Here is a 23,098-nt window from a genome sequence, read left to right as displayed (position 1 = left end):
GGACCGGGGCGGCCACGTCGTGGCGGTGATCGGCGTCGGCATCGACGTGTGCGACATCGAGCGCTTCGGCGCCTCGCTGACCCGCACCCCGGGTCTGCGCGAGCGGCTCTTCACCCCCGGAGAGGCCGGGCGCTCCCTGGCCTCGCTCGCGGCGCGCTTCGCCGCGAAGGAGGCGCTGGCCAAGGCCCTCGGCGCGCCGGTCGGCCTGGGGTGGCACGACGCGGAGGTGGTCTCGGAGTCCTCGGGACGCCCGCTGATGCAGATGCGCGGGTCGGTGCTCGCCCGCGCCCACGAGCTCGGCGTCGCCTCCGTGCACCTCTCGCTGTCCCACGACGCCGGCATCGCCTCGGCCGTCGTGGTGCTGGAGTCCTGAGCCGGGTCGTCGTCGCACGACGGCGTGATTCGTGGTTTGATCGCCTCGTGGCGACGATTGCCGTCGTCAGCGCGCCCATGACGCATGGATCCGTAGGAGATGAACCCCGATGACGACGCATCCGACGAGGCCTCCGACGACGGGTCCGACCGCGGTCGAGGGCGCCGGGCTCGACGCCCGGGCGCGCGAGCTCGACCGCGCCCACGTCTTCCACTCCTGGTCGGCCCAGGGGGCCCTGTCGCCGATGGTGGTGGCCGGCGGGCTGGGGTCACGGGTGTGGGACCACGAGGGCCGCAGCTGGCTCGACTTCTCCTGCCAGCTGGTCAACGTCAACATCGGCCACCAGCACCCCAAGGTCGTGGCCGCGATCCAGGAGCAGGCCGCGAGCCTCGCGACGGTGGCGCCCTCCACGGCGGCGCTGGTGCGCGGCGAGGCGGCGCGCCGGATCACCGAGCGGGCGCCCGCAGGGCTCGACAAGGTCTTCTTCACCAACGGCGGTGCCGACGCCGTCGAGAACGCGATCCGGATGGCGCGCCTGCACACCGGACGCGACAAGGTCGTCTCGACCTACCGCTCCTACCACGGGAACACCGGCGCCGCGGTCGTCGCGACCGGCGACTGGAGGCGGGTGCCCAACGAGTTCGCCCGCGGGCACGTGCACGTCTTCGGGCCCTACCTCTACCGCAGCGAGTTCTGGGCCACCACGCCCGAGGAGGAGGGCGAGCGCGCGCTGCAGCACCTGCGCCGCGTCGTCGAGAGCGAGGGCCCCTCGGGGATCGCGGCGGTGCTCCTCGAGACGGTGCCCGGCACCGCCGGCGTGCTGGTGCCCCCGCCGGGCTACCTCGCGGGCGTGCGCGCGCTGTGCGACCGCCACGGGATCGTGATGATCCTCGACGAGGTGATGGCCGGCTTCGGGCGCACGGGCGAGTGGTTCGCCCTCGACGCCCACGACGTCGTGCCCGACCTGATCACCTTCGCCAAGGGCGTCAACTCCGGCTACGTGCCGGTCGGCGGCGTCGTGATCGACGAGGAGGTCGCGGCCTCCTTCGACGAGCGCGTCTTCCCGGGCGGGCTGACCTACTCCGGCCACCCGCTGGCCGCGGCGTCCATCGTCGCCGCGCTCGACGCCATGGCCGAGGAGGGCATCGTCGACCACGCCCGCCGCATCGGCACCGACGTGCTCGGGCCCGGCCTCGCCGCGCTCGCCGAGCGCCACCGCGTGGTGGGCGAGGTGCGCGGCGTCGGCGTCTTCTGGGCCCTGGAGCTCGTCGCCGACCGCGCCACCCGCGAGCCGCTGCCGGCGGCGAGCATGGCCCGCGCCAAGTCCGAGCTGCTCGCCCGCGGTCTGCTGCCGCTCACCGCCGACAACCGCATCCACGTCGTGCCGCCCTGCGTCGTCACCGACGACGAGGTCGCCGAGGCCCTCGAGGCCTACGACGCCGTCCTGACCCTGCTCGACGAGGAGTGACCGTGACCCTGGACCCGACCGACCTGCCCGTGCTCGACCACTGGGTGGGCGGCGCCGCCTGGGCGGGGGAGTCGACCCGCACCCAGCCGGTCACCGACCCGGCCCTCGGCGTCGCGACCAAGCACGTGCGCCTCGGCTCGACCGCCGACGTCGACCACGCGGTCGAGGTGGCGCGCGCGGCGTACGAGACCTGGGGGGTGGCGTCGATGGCGGCGCGCCAGCAGGTGATGTTCCGCTTCCGCGAGCTCTTCACGGCGCGTCGCGAGGAGCTCGCCGAGATCCTCACCGGCGAGCACGGCAAGGTGCTCTCCGACGCCCTGGGCGAGATCGCCCGCGGCCTGGAGGTGGTGGAGTTCGCGTGCGGCATGCCGCAGCTGGTGAAGGGCGCCTACTCCGAGAACGTCTCCACCGGCGTCGACGTCTACTCGCTGCGCCAGCCGCTCGGCGTGGTGGGCGTCGTCAGCCCCTTCAACTTCCCGGCCATGGTGCCGCTGTGGTTCTTCCCGATCGCGATCGCGGCCGGCAACACCGTGGTGCTCAAGCCCAGCGAGAAGGACCCGAGCCCCGCGGTGTGGATGGCCGCGCTGATGCAGGAGGCCGGCCTGCCCGACGGCGTGCTCAACGTCGTGCACGGCGACAAGGAGGCCGTCGACGCGCTCCTCGACCACGACGACGTCGCGGCGGTCTCCTTCGTCGGGTCCACGCCGATCGCGCGCTACGTCTACGAGCGCGGCACCGCCGCCGGCAAGCGCGTGCAGGCCCTGGGCGGGGCCAAGAACCACATGCTGGTGCTGCCCGACGCCGACCTCGACCTGGTGGCCGACGCCGCGGTCAACGCCGGCTTCGGCTCCGCCGGGGAGCGCTGCATGGCCGTCTCGGTCGTCGTGGCGGTCGACTCCGTCGCCGACGCCCTGGTGGCCAAGGTGCGCGAGCGCATGGCCACCCTGCGCACCGGTGACGGCCGTCGTGCCTGCGACATGGGTCCGCTCATCACCCGCGAGCACCGCGACAAGGTCGCGGGCTACCTCGACGTGGCCGTCGCCGACGGTGCCGACGTCGTCGTCGACGGCCGCGGGGTCGAGGTCGACGGCGAGCCCGACGGCTTCTGGCTCGGCCCCTCCCTGGTCGACCGGGTGCCGACGACCTCGGCGGTCTACACCGACGAGATCTTCGGACCGGTGCTCTCGGTGGTGCGGGTCGGGGGCTACGAGGAGGGGGTCGCGCTCATCAACGCCTCGCCCTACGGCAACGGCACGGCGATCTTCACCCACGACGGAGGCGCCGCGCGTCGCTTCCAGCGCGAGGTCGAGGCCGGCATGGTCGGGGTCAACGTGCCGATCCCGGTGCCGGTGGCCTACCACTCCTTCGGCGGCTGGAAGGCCTCTCTCTTCGGCGACACCAAGGCCTACGGCACCCACGGCGTGGACTTCTACACCCGCGAGAAGACGGTCACCAGCCGCTGGCTCGACCCCAGCCACGGCGGGGTCGACCTGGGCTTCCCCCGCAACTCCTGACCGCGGCGCCCGACCGCGACTCCCGCGCCGCGTGGCACGGCGTGGCTAGGGTCGGGCCATGAGGAGCGCCCACACCGTCGAGCAGGTCCGTGCCGCCGAGGCGGCCCTCATGGCGCGGCTGCCCGAGGGCGCGCTGATGCAGCGGGCCGCGACCGGCCTGGCCCACGCGGTGGCGAGGCTGCTCGGTGCGTCGTACGGCGCACGGGTGCTGCTGCTCGTGGGGTCGGGCGACAACGGCGGCGACGCCCTGTGGGCCGGCGCCCACCTCGCCCGCCGCGGCTGCGGGGTCCACGCGCTGCTGCTGTCGCAGCGCGTGCACGCCGAGGGCCTCGCCGCGCTGCGGGCCGCCGGGGGACGGGTGGTGGACGGCATGGCCCCGCTGGCCGGTGCGGACTACGACGTGGTGCTCGACGGCGTGGTCGGCATCGGCGGTCGACCCGGCCTGCGCCCCGAGGCGGTGGCCGCCCTGGAGGCCGTGCGCGGTGTGCCCGTGGTGGCCGTCGACACGCCCTCGGGCGTCGACGTCGACACCGGCGAGGTCGACGGCGCCCACGTGCGCGCCGACCTCACCGTCACCTTCGGCACGCTCAAGGCGGCGCACCTCGTCGACCCGGCCGCGGCCGCCTGCGGACCGGTGCACCTGGTCGACCTCGGCCTCGACCTGCCCCCCGCCGACCTCGAGGCCCTCCAGCCGGCCGACGTCGCCGCGCTGCTGCCGCGCCCGGCGCCCGACGCCCAGAAGTACACCCGCGGCGTCGTCGGCGTGCGGGCCGGCTCGGCGACCTATCCCGGCGCAGCCCTGCTGTCGGTCGCGGGCGCGGCCACCGGCCTGGTCGGCATGGTGCGCCACGTGGGCGACAGCGCCGTCACCGACCGGGTGCGCGAGGCCCACCCCGAGGTCGTCGGACCCGGCCGGGTGCAGGCCTGGGTGGTCGGCTCCGGGGGCGGCGAGGCCGCCGGCGAGGAGCTGCGCGCGGCGCTCGCCGACGGGGTGCCCGTGGTCGTCGACGCCGACGCCCTCGCCCACGTCGAGGGCCCGCTCGGCGTGCCGGCGGTGCTCACTCCCCACGCCGGGGAGCTGGCGGCGATGCTGGGGGAGGAGCGCGCCGCGATCGAGGCCCGCCCGCTGCACTTCGCCCGCCACGCGGCGGCGGCGTACGACGCGGTGGTGCTGCTCAAGGGCCGCCACACGCTCGTCGCCACCCCCGCCGGACGGGTGCGCTCGACCACCACCGGCACGCCGTGGCTGGCCACGGCGGGCGCCGGCGACGTGCTGGGCGGGCTCGTGGGCGCCCTGCTCGCGGCCGGCCTCGACCCCTTCGACGCCGCCTCGGTCGGGTCGTGGGTGCACGGCGCCGCGGCCACCGTGGCCGCCGACGGCGGGCCGCTGGTGGCCCTCGACGTCGCCCGGGCGGTGCCGGGCGTCGTGCGCGCGTGCCTCGCCGTGTGAGGCGTCGGCGCGCGGTGGTGGGAGAATGTCCGCGATGACCCCGTCGCCCTCCGCCGCGCCCGAGCCCGGGCCCCCGCACCCCGAGATCGTCGTCGACCTGGCGGCGGTCCGGCACAACGTGGGCGTGCTGCGCGCGCAGGTCGCGCCCGCGGCGCTCATGGTCGTGGTCAAGGCCGACGGCTACGGCCACGGCATGCTCGAGGTCGCCCGGGCGGCCCGTGGGTCCGGCGCCGACTGGCTCGGCGTGGCCACGCTGGAGGAGGCGGCCGCGCTGCGCGCCGCCGGTGACCGGGGCCGGCTGCTCACCTGGCTCACCGTGCCCGCCGACGACCACGCGGGCGCCGTCGCCGCCGACGTCGACGTCACCGTCTACGACCTCGACCAGCTCGCTGCGGTGTCGGCCGCGGTGTCACGGGCGGGCCGTCCGGCGCGGCTCCAGCTCAAGGTCGACACCGGCCTGTCGCGCGGCGGCTCCACCGCCGCCGCCTGGCCCGCGCTGGTCGCCGCGGCCCGGGCCGGCGAGCGCGACGGGTCGTGGCGCGTCACCGGCGTGTGGTCGCACCTCGCGTGCAGCGACGAGCCCGACCACCCCGCCAACGCCGCCCAGGAGGCCGCCTTCCGCGAGGCGGTCGCTCTCGCAGAGGCCGCCGGGCTGCGCCCCGAGGTGCGGCACCTGGCCAACTCCGCCGGCGCCCTGCTGCGCCCCTCGGCCCGCTTCGACCTCGTGCGCTGCGGCCTGGCCGCCTACGGCCTCGACCCCGCCCCCGGGCACACCCCCGACCTCGGGCTGCGCCCGGCGATGACCGTGCGCTCCCCGCTCGCCCTGGTCAAGCAGGTCCCGGCCGGTGCCGGGGTCTCCTACGGCCACCGCTGGGTCGCCCCCGCCGCCACGACCCTCGGCCTGGTGCCGGTGGGCTACGGCGACGGGGTCCCGCGCCACGCCTCCGACCGGGCCGAGGTCGCCGTGGCCGGCCACCGGGTGCCCGTGCGCGGCACCGTGTGCATGGACCAGCTGGTCGTCGACCTCGGCGCGCCCGCGGGCGCGCCCGGTGCCCGGGCCGGCGACGAGGCCGTGCTGATCGGCCCGGCGCCGGCGCCCAGCGCGCAGGACTGGGCCGAGGCGTGCGGCACGATCAGCTACGAGATCGTCACCCGCCTCGGCGGGCGGCTGCACCGGCGCCACACCGGGGCCGTGCCCGAGGCCGACCCGGCCCCGACCGTCGTACCCGTCCTCGAGCCGCAGGAGACCGCATGAGCGCCCGCAGCCGCATCTGGCAGTTGGCGGCCGGGGCCGCCGGCGCGGCGGCGGCCGGCACCGCCGCCGTCAGCGTCGCCCGCTACCGCCGGGTCATGGCCCGCCACGGCGCCGGCGACACCGTGCGCTTCGGCTCGCTGCGCTCCCCGGCGCGCACGGTGGTCGCCGACGACGGCGTGCCGCTGCACGTCGAGGTCGACGAGTACGCCGCGCCGCGCGGCCAGCTGGGCCGCGGGTCGGGCGAGCCGCCGTTGACCGTCGTGTTCTGCCACGGCTACGCGCTCAACCTCGACTGCTGGCACTTCCAGCGCGCGGGCTACCGCGGCCTGGTGCGCAGCGTCTACTACGACCAGCGCTCCCACGGCCGCTCCGGACGCTCCCCGCGCGGCAACGCCACCATCGACCAGCTCGGCCGCGACCTGCGCCAGGTGCTCGACGAGGTCGTGCCCGAGGGCCCGGTGGTGCTCGTGGGCCACTCGATGGGCGGCATGTCGATCATCGCGCTGGTCGAGCAGTTCCCCGAGCTGGTCGGCGACCGCGTGGTCGGCGTCGGCCTCATCGCCACGACCGCGGGCGGGCTCGACCCCAGCCGGCTGCTGCTGCCGCTGGTGCCGACCCCGCTGGGCAGCCGGGTGACCGGCTCGGCGGTCAAGACCCTGGCCCGCGGGCACCACCTGGTCGACCTCGCGCGTCGTCTCGGGCGCAGCTTCGCGACGGTGGCCACCGACGTCTTCGCCTTCGGCGACGACGTGCCGGCCTCCTACATCAGCTTCGTCGACGACATGCTCAGCGCGACACCCTTCGCGGTGGTCGCGGAGTTCTTCCCGAGCTTCAAGGGCCTCGACAAGTTCGACAGCGTGGAGGTGCTCCAGCAGGTGCCGGTCTCGATCGTGTGCGGCACCGCCGACAAGCTCACCTCGGTCGGCCACAGCCGCAAGCTGCACGAGCGCATCGAGGGCTCGCGGCTGCTGGAGTGCGAGGGGGCGGGCCACATGGTGATGATGGAGCGCCACGACCACGTCAACGCCGAGATCGACCAGCTCGTGGCCGCCGCGACCGAGCAGGTGTCGCGCCGATGACGCTCACCGTGCGCCAGGTCGGCCCGGAGCACGCCCGCGAGGTGCTCGAGGTGGTGCGGGCGGCGTTCTCCGCGCGACCCCCTCTCGACCCGCCGGCCGACGCGCTCGGGGAGAGCGTCGAGACCATCGCCGAGAGGCTCAGCCGCGTCGGCGCAGGCGGCGGGGGCCTGCTGGCCTGCCTCGACGGCGAGCCCGTCGGTGCCGTCGTGCTCGACCCGGTCGGCAGCACGACCTACCTGCGCCGCTTCGCCGTCAGCCCCGACCACCAGGGCCACGGCATCGCCGGGGCGCTCATCGAGGCCGCGGTGGAGGCGGTCGAGGCCTCCGGCACGGGCACCGACGACCTCACCGTCGTCGCGCGCGAGGAGCTGCCCCGCACGGTGCGCTTCTGGGAGCGCCAGGGCTTCAAGGAGATCCTGCGCTACTCCCCGCACGTCGAGATGCGCCGGCCCCTGCGTACGGCGGTCTGGGCCGCGCCGACCGCGGAGGCCATGCGCGGGATCGGCCGCTCGCTGGCCGGCCAGCTCACGCGGGGCGACCTCATCGTGCTCACCGGCGAGCTGGGGGCCGGCAAGACGACCTTCACCCAGGGCCTCGGGGCGGGGCTGGGCGTGCGCGGCGGGGTGACCTCGCCGACCTTCGTCATCGCCCGCGTGCACCCCTCGGAGGTGGGCGGTCCGCAGCTGGTGCACGTCGACGCCTACCGCCTGGGCGGCCTCGACGAGCTCGACGACCTCGACCTCGACACCTCGCTGTCCGACGCGGTGACGGTGGTGGAGTGGGGCGCGGGGCTGGCCGAGGGCCTCAGCGAGTCGCGCCTGGAGATCAACATCGTGCGCGACCTCGACCCCGAGGGCAGCGAGGACCCGCGCCGGGTGGAGATCACGCCGGTCGGCCCGCGCTGGCACGCCCTGTCCTTCCGCGCCCTCGGCTGATCCCGGGTCGGTCCGCGGGCTGGGCTAGCCTCGGGCGCGTGCTGCTGACCTTCGACACCTCCTCGCCCCAGGTCTGCGTGGCCCTCCACGACGGCGACGACGTCGTGGTCGACCTGGTCTCCGAGCGCACCATGAAGCACGGCGAGCAGCTGGCCCCGCTCATCGAGCGGGCCCTGGCCCAGGCCGGCATCGTGCGCCAGGACCTCACCGCGATCGGGGTCGGTGCCGGCCCCGGGCCCTTCACCGGGCTGCGGGTCGGGCTCGTCACCGCGCGCACGCTCGGCTTCGTGCTGGAGCTCCCGGTCTACGCCGCCTGCTCCCTCGACGTGCTGGCCGTCGAGGCCGCCGACACCCTCGGCGAGCGGCTGGCCGGCGGCTTCGTCGTGGCCAGCGACGCCCGGCGCAAGGAGGTCTACCTCGCCTCCTACGACGCCGACGGCGCCCGCCTCGAGGGCCCGGTGGTCGACAAGCCGGCCGTGCTGGCCACTGACCGGCCTGTGGTGGGCGAGGGCGGCGCGCTCTACCCCGAGGCCTTCCCCGCCGCGCTCGGGCCGCAGCGGCCCGGTGCGGGCTGGCTGGCCCGCGCCATCGCCGAGGAGCGGGTCGAGCTGATGGACCCCGAGCCGCTCTACCTGCGCCGCCCCGACGCGGTGGCGCGCGCGGTGCCCGCCGCCCCCGCGACCCCGTGACGGGCCCGTGAGCGGCGCCCTGGTGCGCCGCGCGGTCCCCGGCGACCTCGACGCGGTGGCCGGGCTCGAGCGCGAAGGGCTCGGCGACGACGCCTGGAGCGAGGCGCTGGTCGCCGCGGGCCTCGCCGGCGACCTGCCCACCGTCGTCTACCTCGTGGCGCAGGACGGCTCCGAGGTGGTGGGCCACGCCGTGGTCAGCCTGCCCCTGCCGGCGACCGCTGCCGCCGACCCGGGCCTCGACCCGGACCCCGACACCGACCCCGATCCCGCCGAGCTCCAGCGGATCGCGGTGGCCGCCGACCGGCGCCGCGGCGGGCTGGCCAGCGCCCTGCTGGAGGCCGTGGCGGCGCTGGCCCGCGAGGCCGGCGCCGAGCGGCTCCTGCTCGAGGTGCGCGAGGACAACGCCGGCGCCCGGGCCTTCTACGCCGCCCGCGGCTTCGGCGAGATCGCGCGCCGGTCGCGCTACTACCGCGACGGCACCGCCGCGGTCGTGCTCGAGCGCGCGCTCGTGGGGCCCGAGACGAAGGTGTGGACCGTCTCGTAGCCCAGCGAGGCGTAGACGGCCAGTGCCGGGGCGTTGTCGGTGTAGACGCCCAGCGTCACCACGTCGGCCAGGGCCAGGCCCGCGCGCGTGAGCGACGTCGACACCGCCCGGCCCAGCCCGCGGCCGCGCTCCCCGGGCAGCACGGCCACCCCGCGCAGGTGCCCGCTGCCGTCGGGCTGGGCGGCCAGGGCGCCGACCGCCACCAGCGGGCGGCCCGGCCCGGGGCGGCGTACGCCGTGCCAGGTGAGGACGCCCGGGGTGTCGGAGCGGGCGAAGGACCCGGGGTTGGCGGCGTCGAGCACGGCGTCGACCTCCTCGGGGTGCGCGAGGCCGAGGTCGACCACCTCCGGGGTCGGCGCGAGCGGCACGTCGCCGCGCCGGGCCCGCATCCAGTGCCACGTCCACGGGTCGACCTGGCGCCACGGCGCCGGCACGACGTGGGCCGAGCGGGCCTCCACGCTGAGCCGCCCGGGCACCGGCGACGTGGCGGCGGCCAGCGCCAGCACGGGGCCGAGCAGGGCCGGGGGACCCACCGCGGTCACGACGTCGGCCGGTCCGCCGGGTCGACCGCCCGGCCCCCACCACGCGGCCGCGGTGGGCCCGGCGAGCCACGCCCGCCGCACCCCCGCGCGCGGCACCTGGTGGTGCAGCAGCGCCGCGCCGCAGCCGGCGTAGAGCTCCTCGACCGACACCTCCCGCGCCGGCTCGCCCGTCGGCCCCTCCCCGACGCCGCCGTCCACCCCGACCCCGACCCCGACACCCTCGTCACGCACCCCGCCATGCTGGCACGCGGCCCCCGGCGCGCGACGGGCACAATGGGCGCGTGGAGCACACCGACGGACCCCTGGTGCTGGGCATCGAGACCTCCTGCGACGAGACCGGGATCGGCATCGTGCGCGGGCGCACCCTGCTCGCCGACGCGGTGGCCAGCAGCGTCGAGGAGCACGCCCGCTTCGGCGGCGTCGTGCCCGAGGTCGCGAGCCGGGCCCACCTCGAGGCCATGGTGCCGACCATCGAGCGGGCCTGCGAGACCGCAGGGGTCGCCCTGCACGAGGTCGACGCGATCTCGGTGACCCACGGTCCGGGCCTCGCCGGCGCCCTGCTGGTCGGGGTGGCCGCGGCCAAGGCCCTCGCGCTCGGCCTCGGCAAGCCGCTCTACGGCGTCAACCACCTGGCCTCCCACGTGGCCGTCGACCAGCTCGAGCACGGCGCGCTGCCCGAGCCCTGCGTGGCGATGCTGGTGAGCGGGGGCCACTCCAGCCTGCTGCGGGTGGCCGACGTGACCGGCCACGACGACGGCATCGTCTCGATGGGCTCGACCATCGACGACGCCGCGGGGGAGGCCTTCGACAAGGTCGCCCGGCTGCTGGGCCTGCCCTTCCCCGGGGGTCCCCACGTGGACCGGGTCGCCCGCGAGGGCGACAGCGTGGCCATCGACTTCCCCCGCGGCCTCACCGCCCGCAAGGACCTCGAGCGGCACCGCTTCGACTTCTCCTTCTCCGGGCTCAAGACCGCGGTGGCGCGCTGGGTCGAGACCCGTGAGCGCTCGGGGGAGCCGGTGCCGGTGGCCGACGTGGCGGCGTCCTTCCAGGAGGCGGTGTGCGACGTGCTGGTGCGCAAGGCGCTCGACGCGGCGGCCAGCGAGGGCATCGACGACCTGCTCATCGGCGGCGGGGTCGCGGCCAACTCCCGGCTGCGGGCGCTGGCGGAGTCGCGCGCCGAGACCCTGGGCATCCGGGTGCGGGTGCCGCGGCCCGGCCTGTGCACCGACAACGGCGCGATGGTGGCGGCCCTCGGCGCCGAGATGGTCGCCCGCGGCCGCACGCCCTCCTCCCTCGACCTGCCCGCCGACTCCTCGCTGCCCGTCACCGACGTCCTCGCCGGCTGAGCGTCCGGGGCACCGCCTAGGCTCGGGCCACCGGCGCCGCTCGGCGCCACCCCGACCGGAGGAGAACCATGCAGCAGGTGAAGGCCGTCGTCGCACGGGCCAAGGGACAGCCCGTCGAGGTCACCACGATCAACGTGCCCGACCCCGGGCCCGGCGAGGCCGTGGTCAAGATCCAGGCGTGCGGGGTGTGCCACACCGACCTGCACTACCGCGAGGGCGGGATCAACGACGACTTCCCGTTCCTGCTCGGCCACGAGGCCTCCGGCGTCGTCGAGGCCGTCGGTGACGACGTCACCTCGGTGGCCCCCGGCGACTTCGTCGTGCTCAACTGGCGTGCGGTGTGCGGCCAGTGCCGCGCCTGCGAGCGGGGCGAGCCGCAGTACTGCTTCGCCACCCACAACGCCACCCAGAAGATGACGTTGGCCGAGGGCGACGACGCCGGCACCGAGCTCAGCCCCGCGCTGGGCATCGGCGCCTTCGCCGAGAAGACCCTGGTCGCGGCCGGCCAGTGCACCAAGGTCGACCCGTCGGCCCGTCCGGCCGCCGTCGGCCTGCTCGGCTGCGGGGTGATGGCCGGCATCGGCGCGGCCATCAACACCGGCGCCGTGGGCCGCGGCAGGTCGGTCGCGGTCATCGGCTGCGGTGGCGTGGGCGTGGCCGCGATCGCCGGCTCCGCGCTGGCCGGCGCGAGCCCGATCATCGCCGTCGACATCGACGCCGGCAAGCTCGAGACCGCCAAGGCCCTCGGCGCCACCCACACAGTCGACTCCTCGACCACCGACCCCGTCGAGGCGATCAAGGAGATCTGCGCCCAGACCTACGCCGGGGCCGAGGGCGCCGACGTCGTCATCGAGGCCGTGGGCCGCCCGGAGACCTGGAAGCAGGCGTTCTACGCCCGCGACCTGGCCGGCACCGTCGTCCTGGTCGGCGTGCCGACCCCCGACATGACCGTGCCCGAGCTCCCGCTCATCGACGTCTTCGGCCGCGGCGGCGCCCTGAAGTCCAGCTGGTACGGCGACTGCCTGCCCAGCCGCGACTTCCCGATGCTCGTCGACCTCTACCAGCAGGGCCGTCTCGACCTCGACGCCTTCGTGACCGAGGAGATCGGCATCGACGACGTCGAGGCCGCCTTCGCCAAGATGCACGACGGCGGCGTGCTGCGCTCGGTGGTGATCCTGTGAGCGGCGCTGCCGGAGGAGTGCGCATCGACCACGCCGTCTCCAGCGGCACCTTCAGCCTCGACGGCGAGACCCACCAGGTCGACAACAACCTCTGGGTCGTCGGCGACGACACCGAGTGCGTCGTCATCGACGCCCCCCACTCGGTCGACGACATCCTGGCGCTGGTGGGCGAGCGCACCGTGCGCGCGATCCTGCTGACCCACGCCCACGACGACCACTCGCGGGTGGCGCCGGCCCTGCGCGAGCGGGTGGTGGCGCCGATCATGCTGCACCCCGACGACAAGCCGCTGTGGGACCTCACCCACCTCTCCGAGGACGGCCAGGGCCACCTGTGGGACGTCGACCTCGGCGACGGCTTCGAGATCCTCGTCGGGGGCACGGTGCTGCGGGCGCTGCACACGCCGGGCCACGCGCCGGGCGCGGTCTGCTTCCACGCCCCGGCGCTGGGGTGCGTCTTCACCGGCGACACCCTCTTCCAGGGAGGTCCGGGGGCCACCGGCCGCTCCTACAGCGACGAGGACGTCATCAAGGCCTCCATCCGCGAGAAGCTCCTGGCCCTGCCCGACGAGACGGTGGTCCACACCGGTCACGGCGACGACACCACCATCGGCGCCGAGCGCGCCGGCCTGGCGGGCTGATCCCGCTCCACCCGCGGCCCTCGCCCACTCGGGCGAGGGCCGACGGGGGCGGCCTGGGTAAAGTCGTGAGGTCCCCCCAGGAGGTGCACGGTGCAGCAGCAGGTGCAGCACGACCCCGGTCCCGACCAGGCGACCGGCACGAGCGTCACGCCGACCCAGGACGCGACGACGACCCTTCCCCCGGTCGCCCTCGCCCCGGTCGACGACCCGGAGTGGGAGTCGGCGTGGAGCACCTACTGGGCCGCGCTCGAGTCGGGCGACCGCCACGGCGCCCTGGCCGTCGTGCGTGAGCGCCACGAGGGCGGGGCCGCCCCCATGGAGGTCATCGAGCGGCTCGTCGTGCCGGCCCAGGCCCGCATCGGCGACCTCTGGCTGACCGGTGGGTGGAGCGTGGCCCAGGAGCACCAGGCCACGGCGATCAACGAGGGCCTCGTGCACTGGCTGGGCTCCTTCGCCCCCGAGGCCGACGCCTCGGCGCCGCTGGTGATCGTCTCCTGCCTCGAGCACGAGCGCCACGCGCTCCCGGCGCTGATCGTGGCCGAGTCGCTGCTGCTCGCGGGCTACCGCGTCACCTACGTCGGCGGTGACCCCGAGCCCGCCGGGCTCCTGCACGACATCCTCAGCCTCAAGCCCCGGGCGGTGCTCTTCAGCGCCTCGCTCACCTCCTCGCTGGCCGGGCAGAAGTCGCTCTTCAGCTCCATCCGGGCCATCGGCATCCCCGTGGTGGTGGGCGGCCAGGCCTTCGGGGGCGACGAGACCCGCGCCCTCGCGCTGGGCGCGACCGCCTACGCCGCCACCCCGGGCGAGGCGGCGCGGGTCATCGACGCCCTCCCGCCGCGCGTGCCGCAGACGGGCCCCGCCGAGGCCGGGCCCGCCGACGTGGAGGCCGCCTGGATCGCCGACTACCACCACGAGATCGCGCCCTACGTCGTGCGCGCGATCGCCGCCCGCCACGACGTCGCGGTCGGGGCGCCCTCCAGCGCCCCCGACTGGTGGACCGACTTTCCGGGCTACGTCGACCACGTCCTCGGCTGCCTCGCCGCCGCCCTCGTGGTCGGCGACGAGACGATCATGATCGAGGTGCGCGACTGGCTCGAGCGCGTGCTCGAGGCCCGCCACGCCCCCGACGGCCTGGTCGCCGAGGTGTGGGGCCTGCTGGCCGAGCCGCTGCGCGGCCACCCCCTGGCGAGGGTCCACCTGGCCGGGGCGGCGCCGGGGCACGTCCCGGGGCAGGTGCCGGGCTAGAGGGGGCGCACCAGCAGGGCGGTGCCCTCGCCGGCCACACGGGTCATCACCAGGGTGGCCTCGCCGTCACCCTGCAGCGCGAGCCGCTTGCGCAGCTGCTCGGGCACCACGTCGACGCCGCGCTTCTTGATGGTCAGCCGGCCCACGCCCCGCTCGCGCAGCGCCACGCGCAGCTGCTTCTCGCGGTAGGGCAGCTCCTCGACCACCTCGTAGCCGCGCGCGAACGGCGTACGGGTCGCGGAGTCGGAGGTGAGGTAGGCGATGTGGGGGTCGAGCAGGCCCGCGTCGTCGCCGGCGTGCGCCGCGGCGACGGCGGTGACCAGCCCGGCGCGCACGACGGCGCCGTCGGGCTCGTAGAGGTAGGCCCCCAGGGACCGCACCGGAGCCCCGGGGTCGTCCTCGTCGGTGAGCGTGGCCAGGCCGCCGTCGCCGATGACGGTGGCCCGGCGGCGGGTGGTGGCCAGCCGGCCCGCCCACAGGGCGGCCTCCTTGACCTCCCCGTGGTCGCTGACCCACTCGGCCTCGACGCCATCGGGCACGAGGTCGTGGGGGATCCCGGGCGCGACCTTGACGCACGCGTCGCGGCGCAGGAGGCCCTCGACGAACGACCAGGGCGGCGTCCAGTCGTCGACGTCGAAGGTGCGACCCCGTGCGGTGCGCCGCGCCGGGTCGGCGAAGGCGACGTCGAAGGGGGAGGTGTCGACCGTGGTGGCGTCGGCGACGACGGTCGCGCCGTCGAGGCCCAGCGCGGCCAGGTTGGCCCGCGCGACCTCGACCCGCACCGGGTCGAGGTCGACCCCCGCGCACACGATGCCGGCCCGGGCACCCGCCATCAGGTCCCCGCCGATGCCGCAGCCCAGGTCGACCAGCGAGATCGCCTCGAAGGCGCGCAGCCGGGCCGCGCGGTGGTCGGCGACGGCGCGACGGGTCGCCTGCTCCAGGCCGTCGGGGGTGAAGTAGAGCAGCCGGGCCTCCTCACCCAGCTTGGCCTCGGCGCGGCGGCGCAGCGTGGCCTGGGTGAGCGCCGCGGCGACGTGGGCGGGGTCGGTCCCGGGGTGGCGCCGGCGCAGCGAGGCCGAGACCCGCAGCGGGTCCGGCGTCGCGGGCTCGGCCGCGAGGACGGCGACCGCCTCGGCGAGCAGGGCCTGGCCGTCGTCGGTGAGCAGCCACCGCAGGTCGTCGAGGTCCATGGCCGCGATCCTGTCAGGCCGTCCGGGTGCCGGCGCAGCCGCGGGGGACCCCGGCCCTGGCACTCAGGGTGAGCGAGTGCTAGTTTCAGGGTTGGCACTCTCCCCGTGAGTGTGCCAGCCACCCGCAGCGCAGCGCGACCCCCGCGACGGCGTGCCACGCGAGCGGTGGACCCAGACGTGCACCACCCGCCATCAAGTAGTGACGAAAGTGGAGGTCGACATCGTGTCGGTCAACATCAAGCCCCTCGAGGACCGCATCGTCGTCAAGACGCTCGAGGCCGAGCAGACCACGGCTTCCGGCCTGGTCATCCCGGACACCGCCAAGGAGAAGCCCCAGGAGGGCGAGGTCGTCTCGATCGGCCCCGGCCGCATCGACGACAAGGGCAACCGCGTCCCGCTCGACGTCGCCGTCGGCGACAAGGTCATCTACAGCAAGTACGGCGGCACCGAGGTCAAGTACGCCGGCGAGGAGTACCTCATCCTCTCCGCCCGCGACGTCCTCGCCGTCGTCTCCTGACGCACCTGGCATCCCGGCCGGCAGTTCTGCTGCCGGCCGGGTCCAGTCGCGTCAGGGCCAGTGCTTGAAAGCCTCGTGCTTCTAAGGAGAACGCATGCCCAAGATTCTTGAGTTCGACGAGAGCGCCCGCCGCGCCCTCGAGCGGGGCGTCGACGCCCTCGCCAACGCCGTCAAGGTGACCCTCGGCCCCAAGGGCCGCTACGTCGTCCTCGACAAGAAGTGGGGCGCGCCGACCATCACCAACGACGGTGTCACCGTCGCCCGTGAGATCGAGCTCGACGACCCCTTCGAGAACCTCGGCGCGCAGCTGACGAAGGAGGTCGCCACCAAGACCAACGACGTCGCCGGTGACGGCACCACCACCGCCACCGTGCTCGCCCAGGCCATGGTCCACGAGGGCCTGCGGGCCGTCGCGGCCGGCGCCAACCCGATGGGCCTCAAGCGGGGCATGGACCTCGCCGCGGCCGCCGTCGGCGACGCCCTGCGCGACGCCGCCCGCGAGGTCGACTCGGTCGAGGACATGGCCTCCGTGGCCACGATCTCGAGCCGTGACAAGGTCATCGGCGACCTGCTCTCGCAGGCCTTCGACAAGGTCGGCAAGGACGGTGTCATCACCGTCGAGGAGTCCAACTCCATGGGCACCGAGCTCGACTTCACCGAGGGCATGCAGTTCGACAAGGGCTACCTGTCGCAGTACTTCGTCAGCGACCCCGAGCGCATGGAGGCCGTCCTCGACGACCCCTACATCCTCCTGCACCAGGGCAAGATCTCGGCGATCGCCGAGCTCCTGCCGCTGCTGGAGAAGGTCATCGCCGCCGGCAAGCCGCTCTTCATCCTCGCCGAGGACGTCGAGGGCGAGGCCCTCTCGACCCTGGTCGTGAACAAGATCCGCGGCACCTTCAACGCCGTCGCGGTGAAGAGCCCCGCCTTCGGTGACCGCCGCAAGGCGATGATGCAGGACATCGCGACGCTGACCGGTGGCGAGATCGTCGCCCCCGAGGTCGGGCTCAAGCTCGACCAGGTCGGCCTCGAGGTGCTGGGCCAGGCCCGCCGCATCGTGGTCACCAAGGACAACACCACCATCGTCGACGGCGCCGGCGACGCCGCCGCCGTCGAGGGCCGCGTCAACCAGATCAAGGCCGAGATCGAGAACACCGACTCCGACTGGGACCGCGAGAAGCTCCAGGAGCGCCTCGCCAAGCTGGCCGGCGGTGTCTGCGTGATCAAGGTCGGCGCCGCCACCGAGGTGGAGCTGAAGGAGAAGAAGCACCGCATCGAGGACGCCGTCTCCGCGACGCGCGCCGCGATCGAGGAGGGCATCGTCGCCGGTGGCGGCTCGGCCCTCATCCACGCGGTGTCCGTGCTCGAGGGCGACCTCGGCCTCACCGGCGACGAGGCCGTCGGCGTGCGCATCGTGCGCAAGTCGGCCGACGAGCCGCTGCGCTGGATCGCCGAGAACGGTGGCGTCAACGGCTACGTCGTCACCACCAAGGTCCGCGAGATGGGTGTCGGCAACGGCTACAACGCCGCCACCGACACCTACGGCGACCTGGTCGCCCAGGGCGTGCTCGACCCGGTGAAGGTGACCCGCTCCGCGCTGGTCAACGCCACCTCGATCGCGGCGATGCTGCTGACGACCGAGACGCTCATCGTCGAGAAGCCCGAGGACGAGGACGACGCCCCCGCTGGCGGCGGCCACGGTCACGGGCACGGCCACTGAGCCGCTAGGCACCACCTGATCCACCGGCGGCGCCGGGTCCCTCACGGGGCCCGGCGCCGTCGTCGTCGGTGCCGGTCAGCAGGGTCGGGGTCGGGTCAGCCGCAGTCGGGCGTGACCGCCGGGCGCTCGACGCCGCGGAGCAGCCACACGGTCCGACCGGTGTCGCCGCAGCCCGCACCGTGCGCGACGTACTCGCTCCCGACGAGGTCGGCCAGCGCCGCACCACCGGCCGGGCTCCAGGTGGTGAAGTCGACCCACTCCACGATCCACGTCGGACGCTCCGGTCCGGCGACCACCGCGGCGAGCTCGGCGAGGTCGGGGTCGAGAGTGCGCATCGGCAGGCTCCACAGGTGCTCGTACGGCGAGGCCATGCTGCTCGCCAGCTGGAGGTCGGCACGCCCCCCGAAGACGACCATCGTGTCGTCGGGCGCGGCGGCCCGCCCGACGGCCTGCCCGGTGCGCACCTCGTCGAACTCCTGCAGCCCGCTGGCCTGGATCACGACCCACCCCAGCAGGCAGACGACGGTGGAGGCGGCCGCGCCGAGGATGACCGCCCGCATGCGCAGGCCGCGCCGCGACCCGTGGCGCACCAGCAGGGCGGCGCACAGCGCGGTGGCCGGGAGCAGGGCCAGCAGGTAGTCGCGCCAGAAGCTGCCGCCGAGCACCAGCGCGGTGAGGTCGAAGAGGACCAGGGTGGCGGTCGCGGCGGTGAGGGCGGGGTCGCCGGCCCACTCGCCGCGCACGTGCACCACGAAGCCGGCGACGATGAGCAGCATCCCGGCTCCGACAGCGCTGAGCACGAGGGTGGCCAGCCGCGTCGCGGGCTCGCCGGTGGCCTCGCCGGCCAGCGCCGCGGCGGCGTCGGAGCGGAAGCCGTAGACGGCGTACCAGAGCACGTCGAGGCGCACGCCCTGCGACCACGCCCACGCCACCGTGGCGGCCACGGGGGTGGCGGCGCCGGCGAGCCCGGCGAGTGCGAGGCGGGCGAAGGTGCCGGGGGCGACGGCCCGGGTGAGCAGGGAGGCGAGGAGGAGCGCGCCGGCGAAGGCCAGGCCGCCGGCGAGGTTCTGCTTGAAGCCGACCGCGGTGCAGGCGAGCACACCGGCCAGGAAGGCCAGGGTGGCGGAGTCGCGTCGCAGGGCGAGCAGCGAGAGCCAGCAGCCCGCCATCACGAAGGGCACGCCGAGGAGCTCGCCCTTGACCGCGACGGCGTCGATGAGGGTGTTGGCGCTCATCGCGGCCACCGCGACCGCCACCCACCCGGCGGCGCGCTCCCCGGCCACGAGCCGGGCGGTGCGGGCCGCGGCCACCACCAGCAGGGCGGCGGCCAGCGCGCCCAGCACCCGGATGAACAGCGGCCCCCCGAGGAGGTCGGAGAGCCGGAAGACCTCGATGAGCAGCGGGGGCCGGTCGACGAAGTAGCGTCCGTAGACGCTGTCGGGGGAGGGGTCCCAGGAGCGGGCGACCAGCAGGAAGCCGGCCTCGTCGGCACGCACGGGCCGCGAGAGACCGGGCAGGCGCAGCAGCACGACGAGCACGGCCGCCAGCGGCACCGTCCAGCGTGACTCGACCGCCGCGCCCACGCGGTGCACCACGCGGTGCACCACCGACGACGGCGGCAGCGCGCGCGCAGGTGCCGTCGTCATGGGCGACAGCCTCTCAGGCCGGGGGCCGCCCACGTCGCACCGCAACGCTGCGAGCAGCCGTTGCACGCCCGAAACATCCCCGATCCCTCCCGGCAACGCGCGGCGGCGAGCGTGGGCGACATGCTGTGGAGAGTGCGCACGACCATGCCCGACCGTCCCGGCGGTCTCGCCCGTCTGGCCCAGCGCTGCGGCGAGGCGGGGGTCAACATCCTGGGTCTGCAGATCTTCCCGGGCGCCGACGCCGTGACCGACGAGCTCGTGATGCGCACCCCCGAGGGATGGGACGTCCACGACCTCGCGCTGCTGGTCGAGGGGTCGGGGTGGACCTACGTGTCGGCCACCCCGTGCTCGGCGGCGGCCCTCTCCGACCAGCCGACCCGCTACGTCCAGGCGGCGCGCACGATCCTGGCCCGCCCGACCTCCTTCCCCGAGGTGGTCGCCGGGCTCTTCGACGCCGAGTCCGACCCCGCGCCGGGTGAGGGTCCGCCGCAGGACTCGCTGGAGCTGACGGTCGGTGACGTGCAGGTGCAGGTGCGCCGGGCGGCGCCCTTCACCGAGACCGAGCGCGCCCGCGGCGCGGCCATGGCCGACCTGGTCAGCGACGTGCTCCAGCGCAGCCGCGAGTCGGCGGCGATCGGCACGACCAGCCCGGGTCGACGCCTGGGCGGAGGAGCGACCCCCGAGTACGCCGTGGACGGGACGTCGGTCTCGGCCGTGCTCGACGGCGCCGTGGTGGGCCTGGCCACGGTGCACGACCCGGTGCCCGGTGACGACGGGGCGGTCGTGCGCCCGGTGGCGCTGCGGGTCGACCCCGGCTTCCAGCGCCGCGGCATCGGCACGCGCCTGCTCGTCGACGCCTCGCGGCTGGCCCACATGCTCGGCGCCGACGAGATCCTGCTCACCACCCGCTCCGACAACCAGGCGGTGCTGCCGATGGTGCTGGCCGCGGGCATGCGGGGGCGGATCAGGATGGCCGCCGACGTCCTCACCGTGCGGGTGCCCGTGCGCGACCTGAGGCCGCTCCCGGGCTGAGCCGCGGGTAGGCTCGAGGCGTGGAGCTCCCTGACAAGTTCGCCGCCCTCGGGCTGACCTACGACGACGTCCTGCTGCTGCCGGGTCACTCCGACCTCGCGCCGTCCGACATCGACACGACCTCGCGGCTGACCCGCGAGATCTCGCTCAAGGTCCCGCTCGTGAGCGCGGCCATGGACACCGTCACCGAGTCGCGCATGGCCATCGCCATGGCCCGCGAGGGCGGTCTCGGCGTGCTGCACCGCAACCTCTCCATCGAGGACCAGGCCTACCAGGTCGACCTCGTCAAGCGCACCCAGACCGGGATCATCTCCAACCCCGTCACCATCGGGCCCGACGCGACGCTGGAGGACCTCGACCGCATCTGCGGGGAGTACCGCGTCTCCGGCCTGCCCGTGGTCGACACCGACAACCGCCTGCTGGGCATCATCACCAACCGCGACCTGCGCTTCACCCCGGTCGCGGAGTGGGCCACGACCAAGGTCGACGAGATGATGACGCCGATGCCGCTCATCACCGGCCACGTCGGCATCTCGCGCGACGACGCCACGCTGCTGCTGCGCAAGCACAAGCGCGAGCGGCTCCCGCTGGTCGACGACGAGGGCCGCCTGGCCGGCCTGATCACCGTCAAGGACTTCGTCAAGGGCGAGCAGTTCCCCCACGCCTCCTACGACGGCGCCGGGCGGCTCATGGTCGGCGCTGCCATCGGCTACTTCGGCGACGCCTGGGAGCGGGCGACCACCCTGGTCGAGGCCGGGGTCGACGTGCTGGTCGCCGACACCGCCCACGGCAACGTGCGCCTCCTGCTCGACATGGTCGCGCGCCTCAAGGGCGACCCCGCGACCCGCCACGTGCAGGTCATCGGCGGCAACGTCGCGACCCGCGAGGGCGCGCAGGCCTTCGTCGACGCCGGCGCCGACGCGGTCAAGGTCGGCGTGGGCCCGGGCTCGATCTGCACCACCCGCGTCGTGACCGGGGTCGGCGTGCCCCAGGTGACGGCGGTCTACGAGGCCTCGCTGGCCTGCGCCCCCGCCGGCGTCCCGGTGATCGCCGACGGCGGCATGAAGCACTCCGGCGAGATCGCCAAGGCGATCGTGGCCGGGGCCGAGTCGGTCATGGTCGGCTCGCTGCTGGCCGGCTGCGAGGAGTCGCCCGGCGACCTGGTCTTCGTCAACGGCAAGCAGTTCAAGGCCTACCGCGGGATGGGCTCGCTCGGCGCGATGTCGAGCCGGGGGAAGAAGTCCTACTCCAAGGACCGCTACTTCCAGGCCGAGGTCACCAGCGACGACCAGATCGTGCCCGAGGGCATCGAGGGCCAGGTGGCCTACCGTGGTCCGCTCTCGGCGGTGGCCCACCAGCTCATCGGCGGGCTCAACCAGTCGATGTTCTACGTCGGCGCGCGCACCATCCCCGAGCTGCAGGACAAGGGCCGCTTCGTGCGGATCACCTCGGCCTCGCTCAAGGAGAGCCACCCCCACGACGTCCAGATGACCGTCGAGGCCCCGAACTACACCGGTCGCTGATCCGCCGGGCCTCCTGCGCGTCGGGGCCCCGGCGCACCTCTAGTAGCCTTCCCCGGTGACCGAGATCGAGATCGGCCGGGCCAAGCGCGCCCGGCGTGCCTACTCCTTCGACGACATCGCGATCGTGCCCTCGCGGCGCACCCGCGACCCCGAGGAGGTCAGCACCCACTGGCAGATCGACGCCTACCGCTTCGACCTCCCGGTGCTCGCGGCGCCCATGGACTCGGTGATGTCGCCGGCGACCGCCGTCGCGCTGGGTCGCCTCGGCGGCCTCGGCGTCCTCAACCTCGAGGGCATCTGGACCCGCTACGAGGACCCCGAGTCGCTCCTGGCCGAGGTCGCGGGGCTGGAGGGCGTCGACGCCACCCGCCGGATGCAGGAGATCTACGAGGAGCCGATCAAGCCCGAGCTCATCACCGAGCGGCTGCGCGAGGTGCGCGAGGCCGGGGTGACCGTGGCCGGCTCACTCTCGCCGCAGCGCACCAAGGAGTTCGCCAAGGCCGTGGTCGACGCGGGTGTCGACATGTTCGTCATCCGGGGCACGACGGTCTCGGCCGAGCACGTCTCCAGCCAGGCCGAGCCGCTGAACCTCAAGGAGTTCATCTACGAGCTCGACGTGCCCGTGATCGTGGGCGGCTGCGCGACCCACCAGGCCGCGCTGCACCTGATGCGCACCGGTGCCGCCGGCGTGCTGGTCGGCTTCGGGGGCGGGGCCGCCCACACCACCCGCACCGTGCTCGGGATCGCCGTGCCCATGGCCAGCGCCGTGGCCGACGTGGCCGCGGCGCGCCGCGACTACCTCGACGAGTCCGGCGGGCGCTACGTCCACGTCATCGCCGACGGGTCGATCGGTCAGTCCGGCGACGTCGCCAAGGCCATCGCCTGCGGGGCCGACGCGGTCATGGTCGGCTCTCCCTTCGCCCGCGCCACCGACGCGCCGGGCCACGGCTTCCACTGGGGCACCGAGGCCCACCACGCCGAGCTGCCGCGCGGTCGGCGCGTGCAGTTCGAGACCGTCGGCACCCTCGAGGAGATCCTCTTCGGCCCCTCGCGCGTCGCCGACGGCACGATGAACCTCATCGGCGCCCTCAAGCGCTCCATGGCGACCACGGGCTACACCGACGTCAAGGAGTTCCAGCGGGTCGGGGTCGTCATCGGCTGAGGCGTGACCAGGCTTTCCCGGCCGAAGGCTACCGAAGGGTAGTCGCGGA

Annotated in this window: 21 protein-coding genes; 18 read left to right on the top strand and 3 right to left on the bottom strand. The window is 74.9% G+C overall.

Features of this window, described 5'->3' with window-relative positions:
- Window positions 1-19 precede the first annotated feature (19 nt).
- The 9 genes from IR170_RS04405 to IR170_RS04365 all read left to right on the top strand — a co-directional run bounded on the left by IR170_RS04405 (window position 20) and on the right by IR170_RS04365 (window position 9,307).
- Window positions 20-373: a holo-ACP synthase gene (locus tag IR170_RS04405; RefSeq protein WP_193661317.1), complete on the top strand. Its 354-nt coding sequence runs from the start codon at window positions 20-22 to the stop codon at window positions 371-373.
- Window positions 374-482: 109 nt separating this feature from the next.
- On the top strand, window positions 483-1,841 hold the full coding sequence (locus IR170_RS04400) for an aspartate aminotransferase family protein (RefSeq protein ID WP_193661316.1): 1,359 nt from the start codon (window positions 483-485) through the stop codon (window positions 1,839-1,841).
- 2 nt (window positions 1,842-1,843) lie between these two features.
- Window positions 1,844-3,355, top strand: a complete 1,512-nt coding sequence (locus tag IR170_RS04395) for a CoA-acylating methylmalonate-semialdehyde dehydrogenase (RefSeq protein ID WP_251533943.1) — start codon at window positions 1,844-1,846, stop codon at window positions 3,353-3,355.
- Between the two features lie 58 nt (window positions 3,356-3,413).
- Window positions 3,414-4,805 (top strand): NAD(P)H-hydrate epimerase, encoded by a 1,392-nt coding sequence (locus IR170_RS04390; RefSeq protein WP_193661314.1) that lies wholly within the window; start codon window positions 3,414-3,416, stop codon window positions 4,803-4,805.
- Window positions 4,806-4,839: 34 nt separating this feature from the next.
- The gene (gene alr / locus IR170_RS04385; RefSeq protein WP_193661313.1) at window positions 4,840-6,060 is read left to right on the top strand and encodes an alanine racemase; all 1,221 of its coding nucleotides are present in this window, start codon (window positions 4,840-4,842) and stop codon (window positions 6,058-6,060) included.
- A complete protein-coding gene (locus tag IR170_RS04380) occupies window positions 6,057-7,139 on the top strand; it encodes an alpha/beta fold hydrolase (RefSeq protein WP_193661312.1) in 1,083 nt (360 codons plus the stop codon). The genes alr and IR170_RS04380 overlap by 4 nt, the downstream gene beginning before the upstream one ends.
- Window positions 7,136-8,074, top strand: a complete 939-nt coding sequence (gene tsaE, locus IR170_RS04375) for a tRNA (adenosine(37)-N6)-threonylcarbamoyltransferase complex ATPase subunit type 1 TsaE (protein WP_056863811.1) — start codon at window positions 7,136-7,138, stop codon at window positions 8,072-8,074. The genes IR170_RS04380 and tsaE overlap by 4 nt, the downstream gene beginning before the upstream one ends.
- A gap of 38 nt (window positions 8,075-8,112) precedes the next feature.
- Complete coding sequence (gene tsaB, locus IR170_RS04370) at window positions 8,113-8,763, top strand: tRNA (adenosine(37)-N6)-threonylcarbamoyltransferase complex dimerization subunit type 1 TsaB (RefSeq protein WP_193661311.1); 651 nt, start codon at window positions 8,113-8,115, stop codon at window positions 8,761-8,763.
- Window positions 8,764-8,770: 7 nt separating this feature from the next.
- Complete coding sequence (locus IR170_RS04365; protein ID WP_319804900.1) at window positions 8,771-9,307, top strand: GNAT family N-acetyltransferase; 537 nt, start codon at window positions 8,771-8,773, stop codon at window positions 9,305-9,307.
- Here the strand turns inward: IR170_RS04365 and IR170_RS20190 are convergent.
- Complete coding sequence (locus IR170_RS20190; RefSeq protein ID WP_193661310.1) at window positions 9,229-10,080, bottom strand: GNAT family N-acetyltransferase; 852 nt, start codon at window positions 10,078-10,080, stop codon at window positions 9,229-9,231. The two genes, IR170_RS04365 and IR170_RS20190, sit on opposite strands and share 79 nt — an antisense overlap.
- 50 nt (window positions 10,081-10,130) lie before the next feature.
- Between IR170_RS20190 and tsaD the strand changes: the two genes are divergently transcribed.
- From tsaD to IR170_RS04340, 4 genes are all read left to right on the top strand, one after another.
- Window positions 10,131-11,195 carry a tRNA (adenosine(37)-N6)-threonylcarbamoyltransferase complex transferase subunit TsaD gene (gene tsaD, locus IR170_RS04355; RefSeq protein WP_193661309.1) on the top strand — a complete coding sequence of 355 codons (1,065 nt, stop codon included), beginning with the start codon at window positions 10,131-10,133 and terminating at the stop codon, window positions 11,193-11,195.
- A gap of 68 nt (window positions 11,196-11,263) precedes the next feature.
- Complete coding sequence (locus tag IR170_RS04350) at window positions 11,264-12,376, top strand: S-(hydroxymethyl)mycothiol dehydrogenase (RefSeq protein WP_193661308.1); 1,113 nt, start codon at window positions 11,264-11,266, stop codon at window positions 12,374-12,376.
- Window positions 12,373-13,014 (top strand): MBL fold metallo-hydrolase, encoded by a 642-nt coding sequence (locus tag IR170_RS04345; protein WP_251533912.1) that lies wholly within the window; start codon window positions 12,373-12,375, stop codon window positions 13,012-13,014. The genes IR170_RS04350 and IR170_RS04345 overlap by 4 nt, the downstream gene beginning before the upstream one ends.
- Before the next feature lie 90 nt (window positions 13,015-13,104).
- Window positions 13,105-14,259: a cobalamin B12-binding domain-containing protein gene (locus IR170_RS04340; protein ID WP_193661307.1), complete on the top strand. Its 1,155-nt coding sequence runs from the start codon at window positions 13,105-13,107 to the stop codon at window positions 14,257-14,259.
- Here IR170_RS04340 and IR170_RS04335 read toward each other — a convergent pair.
- Window positions 14,256-15,449 (bottom strand): class I SAM-dependent methyltransferase, encoded by a 1,194-nt coding sequence (locus IR170_RS04335; RefSeq protein ID WP_193661306.1) that lies wholly within the window; start codon window positions 15,447-15,449, stop codon window positions 14,256-14,258. The genes IR170_RS04340 and IR170_RS04335 overlap by 4 nt on opposite strands.
- Window positions 15,450-15,672: 223 nt before the next feature.
- Here IR170_RS04335 and groES point away from each other — a divergent pair, with 223 nt between their 5' ends.
- Both groES and groL read left to right on the top strand, forming a co-directional pair.
- A complete protein-coding gene (gene groES / locus IR170_RS04330; RefSeq protein WP_056864570.1) occupies window positions 15,673-15,966 on the top strand; it encodes a co-chaperone GroES in 294 nt (97 codons plus the stop codon).
- Window positions 15,967-16,060: 94 nt separating this feature from the next.
- On the top strand, window positions 16,061-17,686 hold the full coding sequence (gene groL, locus IR170_RS04325; RefSeq protein WP_056863819.1) for a chaperonin GroEL: 1,626 nt from the start codon (window positions 16,061-16,063) through the stop codon (window positions 17,684-17,686).
- Between the two features lie 95 nt (window positions 17,687-17,781).
- On the opposite strand, the gene IR170_RS04320 is transcribed toward groL, so the two are convergent.
- Window positions 17,782-19,332, bottom strand: coding sequence for a hypothetical protein (locus tag IR170_RS04320; RefSeq protein WP_193661305.1), 1,551 nt, complete (start codon window positions 19,330-19,332; stop codon window positions 17,782-17,784).
- Between the two features lie 144 nt (window positions 19,333-19,476).
- Between IR170_RS04320 and IR170_RS04315 the strand changes: the two genes are divergently transcribed.
- Genes IR170_RS04315 through IR170_RS04305 form a run of 3 tightly spaced genes read left to right on the top strand, consistent with a single transcriptional unit; the run spans window position 19,477 to window position 23,049 of the window.
- A complete protein-coding gene (locus IR170_RS04315; RefSeq protein ID WP_264674738.1) occupies window positions 19,477-20,364 on the top strand; it encodes a GNAT family N-acetyltransferase in 888 nt (295 codons plus the stop codon).
- Between the two features lie 20 nt (window positions 20,365-20,384).
- On the top strand, window positions 20,385-21,887 hold the full coding sequence (gene guaB, locus IR170_RS04310) for an IMP dehydrogenase (protein WP_193661303.1): 1,503 nt from the start codon (window positions 20,385-20,387) through the stop codon (window positions 21,885-21,887).
- A 55-nt stretch (window positions 21,888-21,942) separates the two neighbouring features.
- Window positions 21,943-23,049, top strand: coding sequence for a GuaB3 family IMP dehydrogenase-related protein (locus IR170_RS04305; RefSeq protein WP_056863822.1), 1,107 nt, complete (start codon window positions 21,943-21,945; stop codon window positions 23,047-23,049).
- Window positions 23,050-23,098 lie beyond the last annotated feature (49 nt).

Source organism: Nocardioides kribbensis, assembly GCF_015070375.1.
Lineage (GTDB): Bacteria > Actinomycetota > Actinomycetes > Propionibacteriales > Nocardioidaceae > Nocardioides > Nocardioides kribbensis.
The sequence above is the reverse complement of the archived record's forward strand: the minus strand, read 5'-3'. Positions and strand labels throughout refer to the sequence as shown.